Annotated in this window: 22 protein-coding genes and 1 pseudogene; 9 read left to right on the top strand and 14 right to left on the bottom strand. The window is 43.4% G+C overall.

Annotated elements, in window-relative coordinates; genetic code table 11:
- Window positions 1–189: 189 nt before the first annotated feature.
- Window positions 190–1,116 carry a LysR family transcriptional regulator gene (locus DB847_RS11710; protein ID WP_108650843.1) on the bottom strand — a complete coding sequence of 309 codons (927 nt, stop codon included), beginning with the start codon at window positions 1,114–1,116 and terminating at the stop codon, window positions 190–192.
- An 814-nt stretch (window positions 1,117–1,930) separates the two neighbouring features.
- Here DB847_RS11710 and DB847_RS11705 point away from each other — a divergent pair.
- From DB847_RS11705 to DB847_RS11695, 3 genes are all read left to right on the top strand, one after another.
- A complete protein-coding gene (locus tag DB847_RS11705) occupies window positions 1,931–2,548 on the top strand; it encodes an outer membrane protein (protein ID WP_159084562.1) in 618 nt (205 codons plus the stop codon).
- Window positions 2,549–2,817: 269 nt separating this feature from the next.
- Window positions 2,818–4,161, top strand: a complete 1,344-nt coding sequence (locus tag DB847_RS11700) for an acyclic terpene utilization AtuA family protein (RefSeq protein WP_108650841.1) — start codon at window positions 2,818–2,820, stop codon at window positions 4,159–4,161.
- A gap of 2 nt (window positions 4,162–4,163) precedes the next feature.
- Window positions 4,164–4,475 (top strand): AtuA-related protein, encoded by a 312-nt coding sequence (locus DB847_RS11695; RefSeq protein ID WP_108650840.1) that lies wholly within the window; start codon window positions 4,164–4,166, stop codon window positions 4,473–4,475.
- 170 nt (window positions 4,476–4,645) lie between these two features.
- Here the strand turns inward: DB847_RS11695 and DB847_RS11690 are convergent, their stop codons facing one another.
- Both DB847_RS11690 and DB847_RS11685 read right to left on the bottom strand, forming a co-directional pair.
- Window positions 4,646–5,950 carry an ISNCY family transposase gene (locus DB847_RS11690; RefSeq protein WP_108652963.1) on the bottom strand — a complete coding sequence of 435 codons (1,305 nt, stop codon included), beginning with the start codon at window positions 5,948–5,950 and terminating at the stop codon, window positions 4,646–4,648.
- Between the two features lie 378 nt (window positions 5,951–6,328).
- Complete coding sequence (locus DB847_RS11685) at window positions 6,329–7,498, bottom strand: NAD(P)/FAD-dependent oxidoreductase (RefSeq protein ID WP_108650839.1); 1,170 nt, start codon at window positions 7,496–7,498, stop codon at window positions 6,329–6,331.
- Between the two features lie 155 nt (window positions 7,499–7,653).
- On the opposite strand from DB847_RS11685, the gene DB847_RS11680 reads away from it, so the two are divergent.
- Window positions 7,654–8,103: a hypothetical protein gene (locus DB847_RS11680; RefSeq protein ID WP_159084561.1), complete on the top strand. Its 450-nt coding sequence runs from the start codon at window positions 7,654–7,656 to the stop codon at window positions 8,101–8,103.
- A gap of 241 nt (window positions 8,104–8,344) precedes the next feature.
- Here the strand turns inward: DB847_RS11680 and DB847_RS11675 are convergent, their stop codons facing one another.
- The 3 genes from DB847_RS11675 to DB847_RS11665 all read right to left on the bottom strand — a co-directional run bounded on the left by DB847_RS11675 (window position 8,345) and on the right by DB847_RS11665 (window position 10,730).
- Window positions 8,345–8,812 (bottom strand): hypothetical protein, encoded by a 468-nt coding sequence (locus tag DB847_RS11675; RefSeq protein ID WP_108650837.1) that lies wholly within the window; start codon window positions 8,810–8,812, stop codon window positions 8,345–8,347.
- The gene (locus DB847_RS11670) at window positions 8,784–9,212 is read right to left on the bottom strand and encodes a hypothetical protein (protein ID WP_108650836.1); all 429 of its coding nucleotides are present in this window, start codon (window positions 9,210–9,212) and stop codon (window positions 8,784–8,786) included. The genes DB847_RS11675 and DB847_RS11670 overlap by 29 nt, the downstream gene beginning before the upstream one ends.
- Before the next feature lie 951 nt (window positions 9,213–10,163).
- Window positions 10,164–10,730, bottom strand: coding sequence for a response regulator (locus tag DB847_RS11665; protein WP_159084560.1), 567 nt, complete (start codon window positions 10,728–10,730; stop codon window positions 10,164–10,166).
- A gap of 297 nt (window positions 10,731–11,027) precedes the next feature.
- Between DB847_RS11665 and DB847_RS26660 the strand changes: the two genes are divergently transcribed.
- Window positions 11,028–11,294, top strand: a complete 267-nt coding sequence (locus DB847_RS26660; RefSeq protein WP_407644447.1) for a YdeI/OmpD-associated family protein — start codon at window positions 11,028–11,030, stop codon at window positions 11,292–11,294.
- A gap of 103 nt (window positions 11,295–11,397) precedes the next feature.
- Here the strand turns inward: DB847_RS26660 and DB847_RS11655 are convergent, their stop codons facing one another.
- Both DB847_RS11655 and DB847_RS11650 read right to left on the bottom strand, forming a co-directional pair.
- Entirely contained in the window at window positions 11,398–12,234 is an 837-nt protein-coding gene (locus tag DB847_RS11655) for a DUF3626 domain-containing protein (RefSeq protein WP_108650834.1), read from the bottom strand.
- 339 nt (window positions 12,235–12,573) lie between these two features.
- Window positions 12,574–13,284, bottom strand: coding sequence for a GNAT family N-acetyltransferase (locus tag DB847_RS11650; RefSeq protein WP_108650833.1), 711 nt, complete (start codon window positions 13,282–13,284; stop codon window positions 12,574–12,576).
- Window positions 13,285–13,359: 75 nt separating this feature from the next.
- Here DB847_RS11650 and DB847_RS26655 point away from each other — a divergent pair.
- The 3 genes and pseudogenes from DB847_RS26655 to DB847_RS11640 all read left to right on the top strand — a co-directional run.
- Window positions 13,360–13,569, top strand: a pseudogene (locus DB847_RS26655) (GntR family transcriptional regulator); the annotation flags it as partial.
- 216 nt (window positions 13,570–13,785) lie between these two features.
- Window positions 13,786–14,184, top strand: coding sequence for an aminotransferase-like domain-containing protein (locus DB847_RS25575; protein WP_234418565.1), 399 nt, complete (start codon window positions 13,786–13,788; stop codon window positions 14,182–14,184).
- Complete coding sequence (locus DB847_RS11640) at window positions 14,154–14,804, top strand: aminotransferase-like domain-containing protein (protein ID WP_108650831.1); 651 nt, start codon at window positions 14,154–14,156, stop codon at window positions 14,802–14,804. The genes DB847_RS25575 and DB847_RS11640 overlap by 31 nt, the downstream gene beginning before the upstream one ends.
- 51 nt (window positions 14,805–14,855) lie before the next feature.
- Here the strand turns inward: DB847_RS11640 and DB847_RS11635 are convergent, their stop codons facing one another.
- A complete protein-coding gene (locus DB847_RS11635; protein WP_159084559.1) occupies window positions 14,856–15,263 on the bottom strand; it encodes a bacteriohemerythrin in 408 nt (135 codons plus the stop codon).
- A gap of 435 nt (window positions 15,264–15,698) precedes the next feature.
- Between DB847_RS11635 and DB847_RS11630 the strand changes: the two genes are divergently transcribed.
- Complete coding sequence (locus tag DB847_RS11630) at window positions 15,699–16,028, top strand: hypothetical protein (RefSeq protein ID WP_108650829.1); 330 nt, start codon at window positions 15,699–15,701, stop codon at window positions 16,026–16,028.
- A 124-nt stretch (window positions 16,029–16,152) separates the two neighbouring features.
- Here the strand turns inward: DB847_RS11630 and DB847_RS11625 are convergent, their stop codons facing one another.
- The 5 genes from DB847_RS11625 to DB847_RS11605 all read right to left on the bottom strand — a co-directional run bounded on the left by DB847_RS11625 (window position 16,153) and on the right by DB847_RS11605 (window position 20,569).
- Complete coding sequence (locus tag DB847_RS11625) at window positions 16,153–16,932, bottom strand: substrate-binding periplasmic protein (RefSeq protein WP_108650828.1); 780 nt, start codon at window positions 16,930–16,932, stop codon at window positions 16,153–16,155.
- Between the two features lie 171 nt (window positions 16,933–17,103).
- Window positions 17,104–17,814 (bottom strand): substrate-binding periplasmic protein, encoded by a 711-nt coding sequence (locus DB847_RS11620; protein WP_108650827.1) that lies wholly within the window; start codon window positions 17,812–17,814, stop codon window positions 17,104–17,106.
- Window positions 17,815–18,192: 378 nt separating this feature from the next.
- A complete protein-coding gene (locus tag DB847_RS11615) occupies window positions 18,193–18,423 on the bottom strand; it encodes a hypothetical protein (protein WP_108650826.1) in 231 nt (76 codons plus the stop codon).
- Window positions 18,424–18,608: 185 nt separating this feature from the next.
- Window positions 18,609–18,863 carry a hypothetical protein gene (locus DB847_RS11610; protein WP_108650825.1) on the bottom strand — a complete coding sequence of 85 codons (255 nt, stop codon included), beginning with the start codon at window positions 18,861–18,863 and terminating at the stop codon, window positions 18,609–18,611.
- A 308-nt stretch (window positions 18,864–19,171) separates the two neighbouring features.
- Window positions 19,172–20,569, bottom strand: coding sequence for an MFS transporter (locus DB847_RS11605; RefSeq protein ID WP_108650824.1), 1,398 nt, complete (start codon window positions 20,567–20,569; stop codon window positions 19,172–19,174).
- Window positions 20,570–20,587 lie beyond the last annotated feature (18 nt).

The following is a 20,587-nucleotide window of genomic DNA, read 5'->3' as shown; positions in this document are numbered from 1 at the left end:
CAATTTATGCTGAAATCAGGTATTGCTTTAGAGTGTATTAAATGTCTAAATATACGACTACTTATGAAATAAAACTTCCTAGGAGCAGACATTAAAATTGCATAACCGTTCTAATGATTATTTATGTCTCGAATTATTATGGCATTCTTAGAAGATACATTAACAAATGACCATATTGAATTATCCTTCCTAGACTGAAATCCAGTCACCTTCAGACTCAGTCCTTTTCTGTTGAGCATTTTTAATAAGCTGCTTAATGAACTTTTGGGTGGCTTTGGAGTGTGTGATGTGAGCTCGAGTGATAATCCCAAGTTTTCGATCAATAATTGGAGAGGAAAGTAAACGCCACGCCAAATTTCTTTTACCTATAAATGGCATGCTCAACTCGGGAAGAGCAGTAATGCCAACTCCCTCACTAATTAATTGACCTACTGACCCCAACTGAGAGCACTGAGTTCTTGTAGAAGCCTTAATTCTGGTGGCCTTAAATGTTAAGTCTGTTATCTTCCGAACGCTTGTACCTTTAGCCATAGAAATGAAAGGGGAATTCTCAAAGATTGACCAGATACACTCATCATTCTCTAAAATTTGATTGTCATTTCGGCACACTAGACCAAACCTATCGCAAAACAGCTCATGCCATGTAAAGCGTTCATCCAACAGGGGACCAGCAATTAGTCCAAAATCAGCCGCACCTGATAATACTGAAGTGATAACCTGCTCTGCAGCCGCTTCATTTACAATAATCTTGATACCCGGATGAGCATTCCCGTAGGAAGCAATGGTTGATGGTAGAAAGTAAGACGACATAGTTGGCAAGGCCGCTATATGAATTGTACCTGAATTACCGTTACTTAAGTGACTGATTCGATCGAACTCTTCGTCAATATGTGTTATCAATCTTCGTGTAATAACTTCTAATTCCCGCCCTATGGGAGTCAGAGATGTATTTCGAGTATCTCGGTCGAATAATCTGGCTCCTATTTCTACTTCCATCTGTCGGATAAGCCTGCTTAATGCTGGTTGTGAAATAGATTGCCGGCGGGCTCCTTCAATGAAGCTACCCCCCTCAACAAGATTCAGGAATGCACGGAGTTGATTCAGTGTTAATCGCATATAAATTCACTCATAAGGGTTTTTAATTCAAGCATTTTCGACAAGAGCTTTATGAGTCCTTTTTTCAATAGATATTTGCATGGTATTAGAGTACTCATGGTTGAAATGTAGCACCTACAGTGTATTTGGTGCAATAGATAATTCCCGATAAATACTATTCTACATAGGGAGGATATTCTCAACGTAATTTACGTCATGACATCATTACTCGTCGAAGTTGAAGGCACCTAGCCTATGCAACTTACATCACGGTCAGCTATCACTTTGAAATAAGATACCAAAGGCCATTACAAAGAAAGTGGGAGAGGATCTTACTTTTAGAGCTTGCCGCTTGAAGACATGGCTCGATTAGAATCAAATCAATCGACGACCAAGATGTCAATATTTAAAATTATTATCAATAAAAATGAAATGCAAGTGTTAATTATGGAGCCTAGAACGTTTCAATTGGTTTGTCGCTGCCTGTTGAGGTCATGCAGTGAATACTTCCGTGTATGCTCGACGCCAGCATCCATGCTGGCAACAGGATTAAATGATATTTCAGACACCCATGAAGCGATCGTTGAGCAACATAGGTCAAATGCTCTGAGGTGATGTGCTAGGGCGTTCTATACCAAAAAGTTATAAATAAATACGCATTAATCATAATACAAATGTGATCTTTCTGGTTATGCTATGCAGATAAACTGAGTAAAGTGACTAGCGTCTTATGAATATTAGAATTAACACAGAGCCGAATATTTACTATCGGAATGTTTTTGAAACTTTGAAGAGTTAGCACTTTGTACATTTATCAATAGCTATGAGGTTAATTATGAAAAAAAAAGTAGTTTCGATTGCTGGAGTTATTCTTTTTAGTGGTTCTTTTTTGTTTGGTGGAAGCGCCTTTGCTCAGGGACATCCTTATGTTGGAGTGAACATCGGAACTGGAGGCATGCTTACTCCTAATATTAATTTTTTGAAAGGGAATAACAGTCACCATAGTGCTGCGATTGGAGTCAATTCAGGTTATCTTTGGGGAAGAGGGAAATTTAATTATGGGGCTGAGTTAGGCTACTATCAATACCCAAAAAATCATTACTCAGAGAATGGCGAATCTCTTAGTTATGATGGTCATAATATTGATTTAATGGGAGTGTTGAAATATGATCTTTCATCCAGCTGGAGTGTTTTTGGTAAAGGTGGTGTAGCATATGTGCACCAGGAAACAACTGGGAACTCTTCGTTTAACGAAAGTAGAAATAAAATTTTACCAAAAATAGGGTTAGGCGTTGGTTATCGACTCAATTCACGTTGGAGTATTGATTTTGCATATAGCTACATTTTTGGTGACAAGCCTTCTCAGTTCCATACGGAAGACTCAAGTAAAGATGATTACAATAAGGTTGCCTCGGTAAATATGATGACGCTTGGTGTTAATTACTCTTTTTAACCCTGATTTTTGAGTTAAGATATGCAGCCAAAATAGGTTCACCAATCGTGAATTTTGGCTGCCAGAATTCACAAATAGTTGATTGTGGAAAAGGCCTTCCTATCCAAGTATGAAGTAGACTCATGCTAAATAATTTATCACATCGCCTATAGCTGCTTGTCACAGTGTAAATTATATATTAATCACTTAGCATGCTAAAAATAAATAGCTTATCACTGAAATGAATTGGCAATAAAATGGCATCTATATTCCAAGATTAGGAGTGTTTCATGAAAAAAGTAGTAAAAATTGGCTCTGGGGCGGGTTTTTCAGATGATCGAATTCTACCAGCTAAAGACTTGGCTGAGCGTGGAGATATTAATTACTTAGTTTTCGAGTGTTTATCCGAAAGAACAGTTGCTCTTGCTCAATTGGAAAAGCTACATGATCCATTGCAGGGTTATAACGAGTATTTGGAAGATCGTTTTGAGGCTGTTCTTCCAGCCTGCTCTAGGCGTGGCATTAAGATTATTACAAGCATGGGTGCTGCAAATCCTCCTGCTGCAGGAAAAAAAATTATAGAGATTGCACAGAGGTTAAACATTAAAGGGTTAAAAGTGGCAGTCGTTACCGGTGATGATGTAACTCAATTAGTCCAGAATAACGATGATATGATTCTTGAGCTTGACAACTCTATTTCTAATATAACTAAACAAATAGTATCAGCTAATGCATACATTGGTTCTGAGCCCGTTGTTGAAGCTCTACGAGAAGGTGCTGATATTGTCATCACAGGTCGAATTGCAGATCCATCACTCTTTCTTGCACCTTTAATATATGAGTTCAACTGGAAGACTAATGATTGGGCGATGCTTGGTAAAGGTGTTTTAGTTGGGCACTTGCTTGAGTGTTCATCTCAAGTTTCTGGAGGATATTTCATTGATCCTGGTGTTAAAGATGTTCCAGATCCCGCTAATATAGGGTTTCCTATCGCAGAAGTTGAAGATGATGGTAGCTTTGTTGTTACCAAAATTCCTGGTACAGGTGGGCAGGTATGCCGCAAAACTTGTATTGAGCAGGCTCTTTATGAAATTCACGATCCAGCACTATACATTACCGCAGATTGTGTTGCAGATTTCTCTCAAGTCGAGTTTATCGAGGAGGGACTTGATCGTGTACGTGTCATTGGGGCAAGCGGTACAGCCAAAACCGATAGCTATAAAGTATCAGTAGGCTATGTAGACAGCTATATTGGTGAAGGACAAATATCATATTGTGGCCCTAATGCGTTAGCCCGTGGAGAGTTGGCTCTCGATATGGTACGGCAGCGGTTGAAGGATTCAAAGCTAGAGACAGAAGAAATACGCTTCGAAATTATTGGTGTCAACTCAACTCTCCGCGGTGCTTCTGTAGAGCAGGCTCCTGAGCCAGCGGAAATACGTATTCGTGTTGCTGCACGAACAAAATCCCTCAGGGATGCTAGAAAAATTGGGCATGAAGTATCAGCTTTGTGGCTGAATGGCCCTGCCGGTGGTGGTGGTGCAACAAAAATAGCCAATGAAGTCGTTGCTATCCGATCTACTCTCGTAAAACGCTCAGAAGTTAAAACCGAAATTAATTATCATGAGGCCTAAATATGAAATTACACCAGATCGCACATTCACGCACAGGTGATAAAGGAAATATTTCAGATATTTCAGTTATTGCATATAATCTAGAAGACTATGAATATATAAAGAAATATATAACTGCAGACCGAGTTAAAAACCACTTTTACGATATTGTTAAAGGTAAAGTTGAGCGCTATGAGCTTCCCAAAATGGGGGCGTTAAAATTTGTTCTACATGATGCACTTGCTGGAGGGGTGACTCGCTCATTGAATTTAGACATTCATGGTAAAAGCCTGAGCTCATCATTATTAGAGTTATCATTAAATAAGTTGCCATAGTCATTTTGCGAACTTATTCATGCTGCATATTAATACTGTCATAAAGTCAAAGAGATATTCGCTTCTGTCACATACTGATATTGCCTTAATATTAATAGGATGACCGCTTTCGTCAGATAGCAACCATTATACGAGGGCAGGGGAGCTAACCTCCTGCCACAAATGTCGAGTCAGTGGATTACTGGATTAATCTTCCTGGCTCTCTGCTGTTCTCGACGTTTAGGGGCATGTCCGCTTCTTTCCCTCTTACCTTCGGTCTCTAACCTCTCCTGTTCCTCCTGGGCAAATGCCAGAACTGATCCCAGGCGTTTGTTTTCGACAATGGCACCTTGATCCACCTTGTCCAGCTTATCAAAGGCTTTAAAGGGCAGGGAATCGCCACAGTATTTGGCATCAATGGTACCGTCCGGATAGTCGTAGATCAGGATGTTTTTGCCGATCAGCGCCTCGGTTTTGGGAGTCGGATCGACGATGTAGCGCACCTTGTCGTACTGGAAAGTGAGTGCCTTGGACAGCTTGCGCTTTTCTTGCCAGGAAAAGATATCATCGAGCTCAGCAGGCTCCTCTCTGAGTGGCCGGTGAAGATCCTTGCTGTACTTGGCTGGCTTAGCAAAGCGTCGATTGTAATCAGCCATAAATACTGGCAGCCAGGCATTGGCTTCCTCGATGGTATTGATCCCAGCAAGTCGCATCTCCTTGATCAGCCGATCCTGCAGGGTACGATTCGCTCGCTCAACCCGGCCTTTGGCTTGTGAGCTGTTGGCACAGATCAGATCAATGTTGAGATCATGAAGGGCTCGGCCAAACTGGGTCATCATCTCTGTATGCAGTGCATCACGTTTATTGACCCGGAAAACGCTGTATTTATCACTGTAAAAGGAGACCGGCTTACCATGATCTTGAAGATATTTACGAGTCGCGTTCATATAGGAGAAGGTCGATTCGGTATCACAGAAGTGGATCTGCATTAACTTACTTGTTGCATCATCTACAAAAACGAGCAAACAGCACTTAGGGCTGCGACCTTCAAACCAGTCATGATCAGAGCCGTCTATTTGGATCAATTCACCCAGGCAATCTCGACGATAGCGAGGTTGGTAAACTCTTGGAGAGCGCTGCTTATAGGGCTTCCAAAGGCCATCAGCAATCATCCATTGCCGTATTGTCTCTTTAGAAACCTCAATTCCATGAATCTCTGAGAGCTTTTCAGTGGCGAGTGTGGGCCCAAAATCGGCGTAACGTTCCCGGATTATATCCAGTGCAGTGATCCGCAGAGAGTCACTTAACCGATGGTTGCCAGGGCGGCCTCGATTGCGATTTATCAAGCCCTCAGGACCATGCTCACGAAATCGATTCATAAGCCGCCGAACTTGTCGAACGCATAGGTTTAACAGCTCCGCTGCATCGGTCTGCCGCATCTTGCGCTCGCTGACATCCCGGATCACATCTAAACGATTTAATTCTCTATCACTCATGGTTAGCAGCATCCGTGTCACCATCCTGATCCGTTAGTTTATCGAGGCCGGTGACAGCTTGAAAACCGGACATTTCTATCTACATTATAGCGGACATTTGAAAAATGCCTTAATAGTCCAATTTCGCATAATGTATATTATGTTAAATATGATATTATCCTACCTTCTTCTCTGATGAATTTAACAATAATCCTTATTTAACATAAAATGCTTTATCTGGCGTTCCATTATTAGTGCAATTTTAAAGTGTCGCCTAAAATCAAAGTACAAATGTCGGTTACTTATGCGACACTTGGAGCCCTTGTTATTACTGGGGTCAGGATCGTGTCGCAAAACTTACAACTATTGCAGCATTACCATGAAAATAGCTCCATATTTTTAGTCATCATATTTGCTTGGTTGTGTTTGTATAACCGGAGTTCCAGCATCAAAAAGCTCTGAAATATTGCCATTTAATGGAGGGTAAATTCTCTGACAGTTTATTTCTTTCTTTGTTTTTTTGGCACTTTCACCCTGCCTTACAACTGTACGCTTCCACCCTTCCATATAAAGAGCATCCTCTCCTCCCAAATCAAGAATATTCACATAATCTGGTTGCTGATAATCCAACATATTTTTCTTATACAGAAAGGCCACTGCATTATGACCAGCAATTCGACCTTGTGGTCTGCCATGTTGACAAGTCATGAGTGAATCGTGATTCCCGTCAACTTTTGCCACTCCAACATCCCCGGCAGCAAAGCAGTTGGTGTATCCAGGAATGCTTAGAACTTTATTAAGGATCAACCTACCTTGATTGTTTTTTTTGGCATTAAAACAGGAAGTTAAAGGGTTCGCTCGCACTCCTCCGCACCATATCAAAGTGTTACATGGAATTTTAATATCCCCTTTCAGTACAACAATATCTTGATGTACGCCTGTCAATTGCTGCTGACTAACGCATCGTATTTTTAATTTTTTCAGTCGTTCTTCTATATAACTCCTGGGGTTATCGCCTAGTGCAGATCCAACATTTCCTCGATCAATTAATGTGATTGATGCCTCTGGGTAGTCAATGGCTAGCTCGCAAGCTAGCTCTAAACCAGTAAATCCAGCACCTACGATCACTACGTTTGCCTTTTCCCCAAAGGCTTCTAGTTTCTCACGAAGCCTACAGGCCTCAGGATAACTATCAACATTAAAACCCAGCTGCTTTAAACCAGGTAATTCGGGTAGTACAAGCTGACTCCCACTTGCTAATACCAAAGAATCAAAACTTTTTAACTGGCCTGTATCAAGGGTAACTTGTCCAACGTGAGGATCAATATTTGTAACTTCCGATACAATGAGGGTTATATTCAGTGGCTCTAGTACTCGGAGTAAATCTACTTGGGTTTCTGCAAGATTTTTTTCATAATAACGAACACGGATCCCATGCGCTGAAGATGGGTTTATTAGTTGAATTTCTAGATCACTCTGGCATCCCAGTAAATGCCGATAACGGGCCGCTGCCATAGCTGCGGCGACACCTGCGAACCCTCCACCAACTATCAGTAATCTCTTGCTCATGATAAACCTCTCATCACAATTTTAATGGAAGGATGTCAGTATGCTTTAGATATGCGATATGATCCAAATTTTTGACTTACATCAATCATGAGACTTTTCTATCTTGGAGAACCCTGTGACATTCTAAAGGTCGCGATAGGCGAACCAATCGAACCATGCAGGATCGGTTAATCAAAGAGATGCGACTAGCAGGAATCAACAATATCGAGGAAGCCAATGATTGGGTACCAACCTTCTTATCTGAGCATAACCGCCGGTTTGCTAAGCCTGCCAAGTACAGCAAGGATCTACACCAACCACTCAGAGAAAGTTCTTCAGAACTAGATGATATCTTTTCCTGGCAGGTAAAACGTAAGCTATCCAAAGCGCTTACTTTTCAATATGACAAGGTGCGCTACTTGGTTGACCCCAACCCAAAAACAGAAGCCCTCATCGGCAAACATATCTTGGTTTATGACTATCCTGACGGAACGATTGACGCAAAATACTGTGGTGATCCCCTACCCTTTAAAGCTTTTGATAAGCTGGATAAGATAGATCAGGGAGCTACTGTTGAAAACAAACGACTAGGGCTAGTTCTAGCAAGAATTAATAGATGTATTTAATCAGGGGCTAAGTAAACTACGCAAAACAAAGGACTTTGAACAGTACTATTTTATAAGTGCCCACAATAAGTGGTATATCCATTAATATAGATATAATACAGAGCGAAGCCTCTGCCTTTGCCAAATCCTGCACTCCGCCGGGTATGTCCCCAACCCAACCCCCTACTCCTTCAAGTAAAACAACACCTGCATGAACCAGCTTCTAAAATGGCATGTGTTCCACACGCCATCTAGCCCTGATTTAAAACGTAGCAGGATTTGAATTAGCTATATCTCCGAGGAGCCATTTATGCTGAAGAGATCTCCAAATAATCGTCACCGATTGCTCATTCCAGTCTTCTGTGCCAAGGCTGACATTCTTTCCGTCAGCCATCGTTAGCACCACCTCATTTTTGGTCCATCCGCCAGAGTGGCAGCGTGGCATGATCAGTACTTGATGGTTTGCTTGCGTTGGAACAAAATCAACCTGGGCGTGGGTTACATTGCCCTCAGAATTATTACATGTCTGTCGAATATAGCCGCCGGTGAACACCGCATCACTTTCTGAACGGGAGCATGGAAAAAATTGATAGGATTTTTCCTTATGGTAAATAACACCACAATTTAAAGTGATTGTCCTGGCATCTACAGTTGCAGATGCTTTTGTAGATGAAAAAATACATAAAGCAGCAAGACCAAAGCTAGCTAATTTCAGCAGTCTTTGTGACATTCCAACCTCCATTTTCATAATGTAGCCCTACGATTTCCTGCCTTTTCTTTTCTTCGCCAAGATTTATCACCTTCCCATTTTCTAGTGTAATCGTGACTTCATTACTCTTGAACGTGTAGTGGTTAGGGCACTTATTGGCTGAGTCATACGCACCAGATCTACCAACTACAGGTGTTAGGTATGTATCTGTATGCTTGTAAATGTCGAAAATGTAACGACAGGTCTGATGGACCTTAATTTTCTTGATATCTGAGTTTGGATTTGTCCCTGTATTACATGGGGTATTAATTAGTGTACCCGTATCAGGATCATAAGTGCGGCAAAGAACTTTTAAGGTGTATCCTGCGTATGAATTTAAGCTAAAAAATAGAAAAAGCAACGGGGCTGTATATTTTATCATCTATCCTCCCTCCATCCATGATGATTCCGACTAAACAAAATGATTCATAAAAATACAAACCTATGTTTTGTTAAGTCAGGCCTTTTGTGACTTTCCTATATCTACCCTCCCACTTACTACCACCTTAGGTGCAAGGTGTAAAAGTGATATTTGTAACTTATTTTTGAAAGTAAATTACGGTACCAGATGAAACCCTCTATGGCTAGAGCTTAATCGCCTAACCGATAGCTATCTCGCAAAAAGGTTTAAGAGCGACAATTCAACACAACTGTTAGCCAAGGCTCTCCTGTGCTCTATCCGTTATCCGTTATCCGTTACATGGTAGATCTTTTCTTTTTGAGATGATTGACCTGTGATGACCGGTTAGTTTTAGGAGTAACAGGAGCAGAACCCTCAATGGATACTGCCAGATCGGAAAGGTTCTCTGAACAGGCTGTGAGAGATAACGCCCCTTCAAGTGATACGCAGAGAGTAGCGAATATAGCTGGCTCGCATGTCGACAACCTTGTCTTCAGCGCATGATCTCTGCAAAAAGAGTCACTGGGGTGGCTGGATGCAGAGAAAAAGTCATAAAAAACCGAACGTTCCTTCCTCCACTGAGATAGCTCTCAAATTAAGCCGGTTACGCCCCAAATTAGCTATAATTTACACAAATTATAGCGGAGTGATGTTATGGGTAACGGGAATGGTGAAGACAAGTGGTGTCGTCGTTGTTCTGTGATCGGTGCTATTGTTGGAGCGCTACTTATTATAGCTATTTCGATAATGCTCCTGTACATCATTTGAAGGGTTCAGGTCCATAACCTTTTCTATTCTGTCTTTTTATCCTCACCGATATTCCGGGTACGGCCCCAAACTAATCCCTACCCCTCTAAACAGGATATTCCTGTTTTTCTCCACAACCGTAAATTTCAATATGCTTGAAACATTGTTATTTCCGAAAAGTCCATATTAATATGGGCTCAGGGTTAATGGCATATCGTACTCTTGGAGAGTGTTTTCGATTTCATATCGCTCCCAATATAACTCTGACCAAAGCCAAATCGGAAGCTCCCAATCGATACGACACAGTGATTTTACATAGTAGTAATGCTGATGAAATTCGTTAGAACTATATTTCTTAAATGCATTTCTAAGCAAGGGAGATTTGTTAGCATTTGGGCGATTACGTGATTGTTGGATGCAGTTTTCGATCAGCTGAATTAATTGATTATTCTCCCATGGTTTGCTGATCAGCTTCTCGATGATACCGTCATTGAATCCGCTAATGACACTTTCAAAATCGGCGTAAGCTGTCATAATAAATCGTCGCGTCTGCGGAGAGAGTTTATGGACCTCTCGGAGAAATTCAACCCCCGTCATCCCCGGCATGCGGTGATCGCTCATGATAAAATCAACACTTTGATTCCGAAAGATATCGAGCGCCTCCTCACCGCTGTTGGCGGTCAATACTTCACACTCAAGAGAGCGGAGTAAAATTCGTAAGGAGCTCAGTACACAAGGCTCATCATCAACCACCAGAATCCTGTATGGAAGGTTAGTCCTTAGCATGCATCTGCTCCCCCATAAAAGCTATGTATTAATATATAGTATATCCTTATGGGTCCGTAGAGCTGGCCTTGCCTATACTCGAATTAGGTCATGGGAGCGGCCATCCGCGCAAGATGTTTTGTAAGAGAGTCACAGGGGTGGCTGAGTATAGAATGTCACATGGTTTGAGCTATCGTTGGACGCTTGCATGGCTTGACGACCATAAAAATAATTTCAGCTTGATAATATAAAAATGCAGTGTAAGGCTTATTAAAATCATCGCACATGGTGAATTCAAAAATGAACGTAGATTTTTCCAAGCTAAGACGCAACCGGCACCCTATGCCCAATTGGATAGAAAATGCCTTGCTAGAACGAGGGCTCATGGAAGAGTACAGGCACAGACCTGCATATCAACAAAATGACTATCTTGGGTGGATTTCTCAGGCTAAACGGCAAGAGACAAAGCTGAAAAGGCTTAACCAGATGCTAAATGAGCTTGAGAAGGGAGGTGTTTACATGAATATGGACCACCCATCCTCGGCAAAGTGAAGTGAATGTTCTAAAAACATGAAATGTCTAAACAATGTCACCCTTCGCCGGGTAGGTCCCCAAAGCAACTCCCTCCCCTTAAACCAGATATTCCAATCTCTGCTCATACTGATAAGTACCCGAATCTAGCTAAGTAGTGCCATATTTTTTTGATATCTTGCTCATTGTGGCCTTGCTCAGTTACAGCCAACCCCAGCAATTTAGCATTAATTTTATCGTTTTGCGATAACCCTTTAGCTAACTCAATATACTGTTGGCCTCTATAATCTGGATAAAGGCTCATCTCTTGAATACTAAGCTCGTAACCCCTATGCCATTTAATAGGCACACCTAATTTATGCGCTTGCTCCTCAACCAAGCTAGAGCGGTAAATAGGGTCCAATACCAAACACTCTATGTCGTCATCTAGCGATATCACCCCATGTATATGAGCTTCTATATAATCATCGAGTAGATCATTATTAGATGAACATGCTTTATCCATTAGATAGTTTAGATGGTCAAGTACTGCAAAATCTTCGGGTTCAAAATAACTGTCGGGGTAACAAAACGTAGTACGTTCAAGAATGTGTGATTTTAACTGGAAATAAGCGGAACCAAAGCGTGGAGATGCACCCATTTCATAGCCCCGGAAATTGAGCGCTCCATATTTAGGCCTGAGGTGATCAGGTGCATTGTCGTATGCCCCTCCAAAAACTCTTTGCTCCCATGACCATCGTTCACCACCACAGTAAGCAGTCAAACCACCATTACTGGTTCCTGTCTCAAATTGAGATTTCAGGTGCCCATCATCGGCAATTGCTAAAAGTAGAGGTTTATGATTGGGTGTATAACGGTCTGGGTGGAAGTTAATTGTAACCGCATGCCCTATAGAGGTTACTGTTCCCTGAGACTTGGCCCTCACATTTTCTATTGCCTGTTCTACGACGCTTTTATTCATGCAGCTCCCTACTTTTGATAAGCAGGATAACGTATAAGTCATTCGCCTGGAACCTTCTGTTGTGTGCCCTTTTTTTATCAGCCATCTGATGCCCTAAATCACTTTCCTCGCGTATTCTTACCCTTGGTTATGTCTCAGATCCATTGCTCATACAAAGGTATCCTGATTTTAAGATCACCAGCCTTGTTTAGCAGTGATGGGCAGCAGAGGTTCCATGGACGGATACACACCCTGCTGCTGAGGCGGGAATATTGGCTAACCAGAAATAGTCTACTTGGCTATGGCGTGCTGGTTGAGCCAAAATACGAAGATCGACCCCAACACGCAGGTCAGAATAAATTAACCCTCAACGTGAGCCATCATGTGGGCTAAGCTTTGTTTCTGCTGACCATTTTCATCAAAATTATCCGTATCCAGCCAGGATGAAAAGCATCTTTGAAGCTTAGACCACTCATGGTCCACTATGGAAAACCAGCTGGTATCCCGGCTCCTTTCCTTGTAAATACAAGCCTGGCGAAATGTTCCTTCATAGGTGAAACCAAAGCGCAGGGCTGCATTACAAGAGGGTTTATTCAAAGCATCACATTTCCATTCACAACGGCGGTAGCCAAGCTCTTCAAATACATAGTTAATCATCAGGTAGATAGCCTCAGTAGCGGTCCTGGTCTTTTGAAGTCTTTTGCCAAAATGAAGATGACCAATCTCTATAGAGCCTGCTGCCTTATCGATTCTCATGAAGCTGGCTAACCCAAGTGGAAGCTCAGTCACTTTATCAAAAATAACGAAAAATAATGGGTCTTCGCCCATGGCGTCATCAGACAACCAGTTACAAAAGTCACCCAGCTCCTCAAAAGGCCCATAGGGCAGATAAGTCCAATTTTTAGCGGCTCCCTCTAGCTCTGAATAGAGTAAAGATGCATGCTTGCTCGCATCGGGCGGCTCCAACCGGCAATACTTGCCCTGCAATATTTTTTTCTCCGGAGCCATCGCTCCTTGCCAGTGGGGTAGCTCCTCTCCGACCGGCTGGGCGTATTCATTGAGTCGTTCCATTGCTCCTCTCTTCAATGCATGGTTAGTCTTGAGCTAGAAATTACAGAAAATCTGGATTAGGATAAATAACCAATTATGAACAAAATAAACATACCAATTTTGCCTGCTCCCCTCCCACTCCCATTCAGCATTAAGCGCGACAGAAGCCACTCACTGGTTGAACAAATCTGCCAGTACCTGAGACTTCAGATCACTTCCGGGCAGTTAAAACAGGGAATGAGACTAACCGCAACTCGACAGCTTGCTGTTGAGTTAGGAGTTTCCCGATCAACGGTTGTCACAAGCTATGAGCAATTGGTAAGCGAAGGGTATCTCGAAAGTCATCCTGGCTCGGGCTATCGAGTTGCCACAACGGGAAATATTGAGAGGATCGATAGACCTTCTCTACCCTCTCCTGACTCCCCAAGACAGTTCAAACCACCTCCAGCTCTGTTATTGACACCGGGTCAGCCCGACCCGCGCCTGTTTCCACATGCAGCTTGGGCTAAATCCCTCTCTCAGGTGGCACGTAAAGATCCACTGGCTCTCACCTCCAGCAGTCATCCCTTTGGTGATGAGCTTCTTCGGGAGGAGATCGCAAAACATCTATTTGAATGGCGAGGGATCCAGTCATCAAAAGAGCAGATAGTCATTACTGCAGGCTCTCAGGATGCCTTAGAGCTTGTATTTGTGAGCCTGTTGTCCCGTGGAGATCATATAGGGCTTGAAGATCCCGGTTACCTTGGCCTTCGGGATTTTTCAAAGCACCTTGAGTTAAAGATGACCTGGCTCCCTGTTCGTCATCAGGGAGCAGAGCTTCCCTCTCTGAATTCATCCACCCCAAAGTTGTTGGTTCTAACTCCCTCTCATCAGTTCCCATTGGGGGAGCCATGTCAGCCGGACGGCGCTTCGAATTCTTAAAATGGGCAAACACTCATAAAAGCTGGCTGGTAGAAGATGACTATGACAGTGAGTACCGTTATGCGGGTCAACCTATTCCAGCCTTGGCAAGCCTGGATAAATATCAAAGGACCCTCTACATAGGGACCTTCTCTAAGGTTCTCACAAGAAGTTTACGCCTGGGGTATCTGGTGGTCCCACCTCAATTAATCCAGGAAGTGGCAAGCTCAATTCACAACAGAGGTAACAGGGCTTCACTATTGGGACAGCGCCCTCTCGGACACTTTATGCAAAAAGGTGACTTTCATCGACATCTTCGCCGCTCACGGCGCATCTATGCTCAGAGGCAAAAGTTGTTTGTTGAGTTAGTACAGGAACAGCTTGCAGATTTTGGGAGATTGCAGGCTGAGCAGGCGGGTATGCAGAGTGTTTTTTATCTTTCACATTCCTGGGCAGATAAACAGTTGGAAAAGCTCGCCAGAACACAAGGCTTAGGTATTCGGGCGCTTTCGGGTTTTGCATCAAACCCAAAAGAGTGGCAGGGGTTCGTTTTAGGATATTGCGGCCATGATGAAATCGAATTGCAAGAAGGGATAAGCCGATTGAAAAAGCTGCTAGTGTCGACGGACGATATGTTGTAATAAGTCGATCTTAGCTGTTTTCAGGTTTCGCCGAATGTGGCACAAGCCTACTCACTGCTCACCAATATCAATAGCTTTGATGTAGTCAACATATTGGCTATCTTTTTGTGCGATATGCTCACTCCACCATGTTAAAAGGTAGCGGTGGATCTTGATAGTGATTTCTGACAGGGAATCAAGGTCGCGCTCATAGGTTCTATCGAACTCTTTCTTAAAGTGACCAATGGTAGCAATATAAAGTGCGTGTTCAGATAGATGATCTTCTGTTAATGGGTATTCATTGTCACGTAGCAAGCTCTCTTCGGTACAAAAGTGGTAATCAGAATACTCAATCAGCTCATCCAGGATCTTGCCAATATTTCGCTTACTGGAGCCTGATGGTCTCATTTTACTTAGTTGATCGATCAACATAAACAACTGATGGTGTTGTCTATCAATGATAGGGATATTGAGTGTCATACATGTATATGCTGGGCTATCCATAGCTATCTGACTGTTCTCATTGGTTATTCTTTGAAGATAGCTAAACTTCCGATTGATTGCTACTGAAGCGAAGAGCGGTACTGATAGCGCCCGTGAGGGTTATCCTCTAGCCTACCAGGCTTATCAAGCCATAGAGACTTCTACTCTCATCAATCCTTGTTGATGTCATTCCGGGTTTGTGCATCGCCAGGGCCAACTTGTGCATCATATATCTTCCTGCCCACACCGGTAAGCATGTCCAATTTGAAGCGTGTCACGTTAAAGAGCTGATTGAATAGCTTTTTTTATTCAGTATGCTAACAATTGGAGTGTCGCCTGAGATAGGCTAGTTTCATCAGCTGGGGGAATGGCACACAGATCTCATAGCTGCACCGGCCTTCTCAGGTGACACCTCTTTCAAGGAGTGATTTGATGGCAACATTCGTAAAGTACAAGTATGCCGCAGAGCTCACCAAGCAGGCTATCGTGTTCCTGGCTGAGACAGATGCTCCGATGCTTCGCAAAGCTGAGTATGTAGTCAACTACCTCACTCCACTTAACTCCATGCTTGACCTTCCTTACCATATCATCAGTGAGCTTAAAGCTCTTAATTTTGCTATTTCAAAGCTACAGACAGGTACCGAGGATGATTTGATCGCCGATGATGTGCTGATGACACTGATGAATATCTATGAAGATATATGTGAAGCAGAATTTTCCAAGCCACCATATACCACAAATCATACAGAACAGGAGATATAGCAAGATTTCCCTGTCCTACTAGGTTTTTAGTTTTAACCGGTACGGCTCCAAACCAGCTCCCTACTCTTTGCCTCTACAACAAGGCACTCAACATGGAGGGAGCATTTTTTCATGAATGCTAGAGTTATTTTACAATGGCGTTCATCATATTGTATTTTTGAAAAATCAACTTCCATTTTTCTGATCGCTTTAGTTTATCAATACTATAATTCAAACTATTTATTACTTCAGGATCTGTTCCTAAACTAATCGCATAATAGACAGGATCACTATATAGTGTATAAACTGACTCAGTCGCATCAGAGTTAAAATGACTCCCGCTTAGCATCTTTATTGCCGAATAATAGTTGATAGTCCACAGATCTATTCTTTCATGATATAGCATTGTAATTAACTTAAAAGGATCATTGGTACGGTATAAGCTCGACTTACTCACTCCGGACTGAAGTAAAAACTCCTCGCCAATGTCATTACGGACAACGCCTATTCTATAACTGTTAAGCTGGGATATATCTTCTATCTTTATTTTTTTACTCTTGAGTGCCATTAATACCTTTGGTGCATTTAGTATAGGACCCACCCAAATAAAATTTGATTCTCGGTGGGGTTTACGTGTCGTCGGAAGTAAAGCATAACCCGGGATATTTGAGGCCAGTTTGTACGAACGTGCCCAGGTATGCATCTTGATATCAAGACTTGCAGGATCTTTGCACCCCTGTTTTGACGCAGCCTTCAATATATCGATAAACACCCCCTTTAACTCTCCGTCAACATTGTATGAGAATGGGGGATTGTTCTCGGTTACATAGCGAAGGCTACACATGTCATTGCTTGCATGACTGCTGCTAACAGGGGCATGGGCTAAAACCAGGATAAGGAAAGATGAAAGCAGCAATATCTTCATTCGTTCCCTCTTTGATGAACTTGCTACTACCTCATCTCAGTTTAGCACCGGTTCAATCCTATAGGCGGTCTGGCAAGGGCCTTGTACTCAACCAGTAAACAACACCAAACAAAGGGCCATCTCAAGGGGCCGGCAACTCCTGTTGTTGGTGCATAGCACAGATGCTGCCCGCTAGTCTTGAAGCCCAATCGTGTGCAGGTTATCGATCTGTTTGTTTAATGCAGCCATGAAACCCTTATTTTTAGCCAGATATTTCTTAGAGATATACACTCCAAAGTCCCTTGAGGACTGGACATATTGCTGGTAGGCCGTGTGCTTGAGCCCTTGCCCATCAGCAAATTCCTTGAAGACCATTTCAGCCATGAAAATCGCATCAATTCTACCTAGCTTCAGGTTATTGATCAGATCTGAGACATCCGGGTTTCGGTTTGTGACCTGGTAGCCATTTTGTTCTAACCAGCGCTGCGTATTGGTGCCAAAAGGCGTTCCGATTCTGGCATTCTCCTTGAATCCAATATTTTTTGGTGAGTTTTTGTATGCCGTTGAAACAAACCAGCTCCACCGGTTAATCATCATCGGTTTAGAGAACACAGCAAAGGAGTCTCGCTCATAGTTCTTGGAGGCTAAGAAAAACCCATCAGCAAGTTGGCTCTTTACCTCGGTCACCGCTGCGGCATAGGTAGGTACCAGCTTGACTGAGTATGAGACTCCCATGTCATCAAGGATTTTGGAGACTCGCTCATAGCCATAGCCCTTGAAGTCACCGTTCTCAGCATAGGTAAATGGGGAGAAGTTTGGCATCACCAGGCGCAACTTGGTATAGGAACCCCATGAGGTAAGCGGCACAAGCAATGCAATATAGAAAACGTTAGAGAACTTCATCCATTCACCCTCAATCCATAAAAGGCACACCTACTAAGCTAACAACACTTGGCATCTATGTCGAATTGATATTTCCAGGGGGAAAATTCGGACTCTAAGTATTTCGGTAAGCCTTAGAATTCAGCAACCCGGGGCCAGGTATTTGTCCTGGTTAGTGAGGCTTCCCGCTTGAGCGGATATGATCAGACCCCTTATCAAACAGCCCCTCAGGGATAAGGAGGCAGCGTGATGGAGTCAGTTACCTGGATTTTGCTAAACATACCGGATCATTATAGGCCTAAGCAAAAAGTATCAGGGATAAGTGGGGTTGATGAGTGCTGGTGGTGAAATTTCTTGGTCGGATAGCCGCGCAGAAAAAGCCTACGCGCCTTTATTTGTTCAGGATTGAGCGAGCAGCTTTCGTATCGAAGGCTGTGGGCGGGGATCACTTAACTCCATCAGGCGATGGCGCCTGGCGATGAGTTCAAGCAACCGGCCGCGGAGTTCTGTTACTTCATGATCCCAGCGCTGGTGGCCTTTATAGTGATGCATCTCCCAATAGGCGCGACGTTTTTTTGCCGTGACAAACTCAGAAACAAGTCCCTCTATCTGTATATCCAGACCTTCCATGGTCTCCTCCCCAATGCATTAGCAGACATAACCGGATAAGAATAATTTCTTAGCGGAATTTAACACAATAATGCTCAATAGTGAGGAGTTCAAGCTACAGAACTGCAATATATTTTTAACCTGAGGGCGACATCACAGATCAGGATCCATAATAATCGCCCTCCATATTCAACCGATACTTAGCGCTATCCACTCACCTTGAGCATGTAGCGTTCAGGGTGGAGCTCTGGCTCGGGTTGATAACACTCATGGAGCACGGCTAATGCGGTGTCTATAGGTACATCAAAGACTTCAATCACCTCACCGATCGATCCATCTTGCTGGATCTCCTCGATCACGAGTTGATAAAAAGTCTCCCGGTGAAGTGGATCCTCATCCTGAACCAGGCTTGCGATGACATCATGGCGAGATAATTGATTGAGTAGTTCGATATCATTCATGACTGTGCTCCCTGCCCTAAAAGATGGCTAAAAGTCTTGTACTACTTATTAGTAGTTGTAACTCATAATTAAGCTCCAGTAAATCTGCAATCGGATATAAAAAAACCTGCAAAAGCAGGCTTTTAGAGCTCATTCAGACCCACAGGGGAGACTAGCGGCGATAACGGCGTAATATGCGGCGCCTTCTCTGGTTTTTACTACGTTTTTTTATTTTCCGTGCATTTTTCAGGCTATGCTCTTGCATCGATGATCGCGTCTCTGGGCTGTCTTGGGAAAAGAGGCCATTTTATCACTAAAGCTTGGCTGTTTCAGCCTGAGTCGGCCGGTGATGAAGCTTTGTTACCTTTATGCATAGAGCGAAAACATAGCAACAGACCCAGACAGGAGCATACAGAAAAAATAGTAAACGCATGGGTCATGACCGATAGGTACGCTTGCTGATGAAACTTAAGCTGACCACTTCCAACAAGAAGAGAGAGTAAAATAGTGATGATCAGCATGCTGGAAACCATCCCAAGAGAGCGCATCTTTGCAGCCAGAGCCGAGGCCACACTGGTTTGGCTACGAGAGACACTGCCCATAATAATCGCCATATTTGGCGATGAGAAAAGAGAAAACCCTAATCCTTGCAGCAACAAGATCAACACGATGTAGCTTAAGCTCGTCGCCGAATCTATTTGAGTGGCAAGGATGGTACTGACCATCACACTCAAGACCCCAAAGCCAGATAGCTTTCGTGGAGAATATTTATCTGCAAAACGGCCGGATAAAGGTGCAACACAGGCCATCAGCACCGAGCCCACAATCAGGATCTGCCCGGCGGTTTCGGCGTCATAGCCCCGCAGAGTTTGCAGATACAGACTAAACATAAATGTTGTACCAAAGGCACTGGCATAGAGCAGCAACTGAATGACCAAGGCTTCAGAGAGCGGTGAGTTATGGATCACCTCCCTGAACTGCAACAACGGATGGCGAACCCTGAGTTCAGTTAAAACAAATAAAATCAGCATCAGTGCACCGACGATAAGCAGTGTATAACTCCAGTGGGTCTTACTCAGCAGGGCACCACCGAAAATCAGTAACATCAGGGCTGCAACAATCAGCACGGATCCCAGGATATGAATCGGCTCTCGGGGTGCCTGCCAACGGCTCTTGAGCATCAGCAAGCTTAGAACAGTGGCGATGGCCAGTGGCACAAAGCTTATCCAGTAAACCCAGTGCCAACTCAGGTGCTGGGTGATATAACCTGCGATCAGAGGGCCGATCGCCAGTCCGGCATAGACGACCCCGATCGAAAGGCCAAATGCCTGCCCTCGCCTGTGGGCCGGTACTATATCAGTGATAATCGCCATCGAGGTTGCAGACAACATAGCCCCGGCAATTCCCTGCACAAAACGGGTTGCGATAATAAAACCGATCCCCGGCAAAAATCCGATCACCAGAGTCGAGAGGGTAAACAGACACAGTCCGATTTTAAAAAGTGTTTTCTTATCACTGACATCCCCCAACTTCCCCATGGGAAGCAGAAATGCAGCGCCAGCACCGAGATAGATGGTCTCAACCAAGCCCAGAGACACTGCGCTTGCACCAAGCTCATGCCCCATCGAGGGAAGCGTGACCCCGACCCCGGAAAACATAAAGGGCACCACAAACTGGGACAGGACTATCACATATAGAAAAAGTGGGTTTTTTGAGGATTGGGGCATGGATAGAAACTCCAAACG

Origin of the sequence: Dongshaea marina (assembly GCF_003072645.1) — a bacterium.
Lineage (GTDB): Bacteria > Pseudomonadota > Gammaproteobacteria > Enterobacterales > Aeromonadaceae > Dongshaea > Dongshaea marina.
This window is presented reverse-complemented; position numbering and strand designations above follow the sequence as displayed.

Bases quoted from the DNA above. Each gene is read 5' to 3' on its own strand.
- DB847_RS11680 (WP_159084561.1), top strand. From the start codon at position 7,654: ATGCAGGATCGGTTAATCAAAGAGATGCGACTAGCAGGAATCAACAAT.
- DB847_RS11695 (WP_108650840.1), top strand. From the start codon at position 4,164: ATGAAATTACACCAGATCGCACATTCACGCACAGGTGATAAAGGAAAT.
- DB847_RS11705 (WP_159084562.1), top strand. From the start codon at position 1,931: ATGAAAAAAAAAGTAGTTTCGATTGCTGGAGTTATTCTTTTTAGTGGT.
- DB847_RS11685 (WP_108650839.1), bottom strand. From the start codon at position 7,498: ATGAGCAAGAGATTACTGATAGTTGGTGGAGGGTTCGCAGGTGTCGCC.
- DB847_RS11625 (WP_108650828.1), bottom strand. From the start codon at position 16,932: ATGAAGATATTGCTGCTTTCATCTTTCCTTATCCTGGTTTTAGCCCAT.
- DB847_RS11650 (WP_108650833.1), bottom strand. From the start codon at position 13,284: ATGGAACGACTCAATGAATACGCCCAGCCGGTCGGAGAGGAGCTACCC.
- DB847_RS11655 (WP_108650834.1), bottom strand. From the start codon at position 12,234: ATGAATAAAAGCGTCGTAGAACAGGCAATAGAAAATGTGAGGGCCAAG.
- DB847_RS11610 (WP_108650825.1), bottom strand. From the start codon at position 18,863: ATGAATGATATCGAACTACTCAATCAATTATCTCGCCATGATGTCATC.
- DB847_RS11630 (WP_108650829.1), top strand. From the start codon at position 15,699: ATGGCAACATTCGTAAAGTACAAGTATGCCGCAGAGCTCACCAAGCAG.
- DB847_RS11615 (WP_108650826.1), bottom strand. From the start codon at position 18,423: ATGGAAGGTCTGGATATACAGATAGAGGGACTTGTTTCTGAGTTTGTC.
- DB847_RS11670 (WP_108650836.1), bottom strand. From the start codon at position 9,212: ATGATAAAATATACAGCCCCGTTGCTTTTTCTATTTTTTAGCTTAAAT.
- DB847_RS26660 (WP_407644447.1), top strand. From the start codon at position 11,028: ATGGTGAATTCAAAAATGAACGTAGATTTTTCCAAGCTAAGACGCAAC.
- DB847_RS11700 (WP_108650841.1), top strand. From the start codon at position 2,818: ATGAAAAAAGTAGTAAAAATTGGCTCTGGGGCGGGTTTTTCAGATGAT.
- DB847_RS11690 (WP_108652963.1), bottom strand. From the start codon at position 5,950: ATGAGTGATAGAGAATTAAATCGTTTAGATGTGATCCGGGATGTCAGC.
- DB847_RS11675 (WP_108650837.1), bottom strand. From the start codon at position 8,812: ATGTCACAAAGACTGCTGAAATTAGCTAGCTTTGGTCTTGCTGCTTTA.
- DB847_RS11605 (WP_108650824.1), bottom strand. From the start codon at position 20,569: ATGCCCCAATCCTCAAAAAACCCACTTTTTCTATATGTGATAGTCCTG.
- DB847_RS11710 (WP_108650843.1), bottom strand. From the start codon at position 1,116: ATGCGATTAACACTGAATCAACTCCGTGCATTCCTGAATCTTGTTGAG.
- DB847_RS11640 (WP_108650831.1), top strand. From the start codon at position 14,154: ATGTCAGCCGGACGGCGCTTCGAATTCTTAAAATGGGCAAACACTCAT.
- DB847_RS11635 (WP_159084559.1), bottom strand. From the start codon at position 15,263: ATGACACTCAATATCCCTATCATTGATAGACAACACCATCAGTTGTTT.
- DB847_RS11620 (WP_108650827.1), bottom strand. From the start codon at position 17,814: ATGAAGTTCTCTAACGTTTTCTATATTGCATTGCTTGTGCCGCTTACC.